Genomic DNA, 1,847 nt, shown 5'->3' on the forward strand with positions numbered 1-1,847 from the left:
CCTGCACTTGGTTTAGCAAGCAGGGCATCCAACTGTGTAAAAATGGCTCGTAAGGGGTCATTTATTCCCAGATCGGTTAACTGCCCGTCTTTATACAAATCGGCATCCGACATCATATACTCCTTATTTTCCATAACATTCTTTTTTAACTATCGTAATATTCTAAATCTCTCTGTGCAATGGCTGTTGGGTCGCTGTCTTCGGGTTTACCTTCCATGTATATATAGCACTTCACCCAGTTGTTGTATTTGTCGTATTCGTACTTGTAATAAATAGATTCAGGTAAAGTAATTGGACCTGAACTTAAATATTGTTTTGGGTAGTTTCGTACGTATTTTTTTTCAATAATATCTCCATTTTCATTATGATAAAAAACCATTGTCTGTGTTCTGTGTGTCACACTGCGCATAGATGATTTTATAAAGCGGGTGCGCTCAGTTACGTACTCCTTTTCGGGATGATAAACATATTTTTCAAACGCCAACGTATCTTTACATCCATAGTACGTTACTTGGGTCATACGGTCTTTTTTATCGTATTCATATGCAATATGTAAGTCAGGACAGAAACCTGTTTCGGTATCTAAAAAATGAAAAGGTATCGGATCTTTTTGTTTAGTCGTAATATTTAGTTGCTTAACATTATTGTGTTTATCATAAATATATTCTGCTTCTGTAAATGGTAACTTATCTCGATTCCTATAATCACTTTGCAATTTTTTGATATCATCTTCACTTAGCCCTTCAACTTCACTAAAATCTGTTATTACACCGTAGTAATGTATTTCATTTCTTATTCTATTTTGGTTATCAAGTAAGTATTCCCATTTTCTTTCGTGAATGTTTTTACTATAACCAAGCTCTATTTTGTTGTTAATTTTTATTAGAATTTCGTAATCGTAGACTGGATATATTTGCCTTCTTTGTAATTTTATTTGTCTTTTTTGATCCAAATCATTTTGTTCATATGAGTATATTGAAGCAGTTTTATAGTTAGGCTTCGATTTGCCGAAGTATGATCTATCAATATCCATGTCAATGGTAATTGTTAACAGTCCATTTTTGTCAAATTCTCGGAATACACTCCATCCTAATACATCTTTATTTATGTGCATAAGAGAACTTCTTGCATTTTTCTGTACTATACTGTCAGATGAAGAAGATAAGGGAATTGGCTCGACAATATAATTATAATACCAAAAAGAACTTTTTATTGGACCATTATAATTATTTAAATGTGCTGCTGAACGCTTAAAATCTAACATCGCATTTTCAGTAAATGCTTGCGAGTTTCCAATCTGTACACATAGTAATATTAATAATATGTATTTATATTTTTCTAACATTTTTAATCTTTTACAATATCAAATAAGGTTCGTACCGGTATTTTTTTGCCAGCACTTGCTTTAGCAAGTAGGCTGTCTAACTGAGTAAAGATGGCTCGTAAGGGGTCGTTTATTCCCAAATCGGTTAATTGCCCATCTTTATAAAGTTCTGCATCATAGATCATATACTCCTTATTTTCCATAATATTCAATTTTAACTATCGTAATATTCTAAATCTCTCTGTGCAATCGCTGTTGGCTCGCTGTCTTCGGGTTTACCTTCCATGTATATATAGCACTTCACCCAGTTGTTGTATTTGTCGTATTCGTATTTATAATAAATAGATTCCCGCAAAGCAATAGAACTTGCGCCCAAATATTGGTTAGGATAGCTTCTTACAAATTTTTTTTCGATAATGTCACCATTTTCATTATGATAAAAAATCATTGTAGGTGTTACGTGTTCCACACCCCTCATAGACGATTTTATATAACGGGTGCGCTCTTTTACATAATCCTTTTC

Annotated in this window: 3 protein-coding genes; all 3 read right to left on the reverse strand. The window is 33.0% G+C overall.

Annotated features, from left to right (window positions below):
• Positions 1 to 145: 145 nt before the first annotated feature.
• A complete protein-coding gene (locus BM253_RS17040) occupies positions 146 to 1,345 on the reverse strand; it encodes a hypothetical protein (RefSeq protein WP_091526689.1) in 1,200 nt (399 codons plus the stop codon).
• Between the two features lie 2 nt (positions 1,346 to 1,347).
• Positions 1,348 to 1,527, reverse strand: a complete 180-nt coding sequence (locus BM253_RS17045; protein WP_091526691.1) for a hypothetical protein — start codon at positions 1,525 to 1,527, stop codon at positions 1,348 to 1,350.
• A gap of 11 nt (positions 1,528 to 1,538) precedes the next feature.
• Positions 1,539 to 1,847: hypothetical protein (locus tag BM253_RS17410; protein ID WP_177205827.1), on the reverse strand; the 309-nt coding region annotated here is incomplete at its 5' end.

This window comes from Paenimyroides ummariense (genome assembly GCF_900115115.1).
GTDB lineage: Bacteria > Bacteroidota > Bacteroidia > Flavobacteriales > Flavobacteriaceae > Flavobacterium > Flavobacterium ummariense.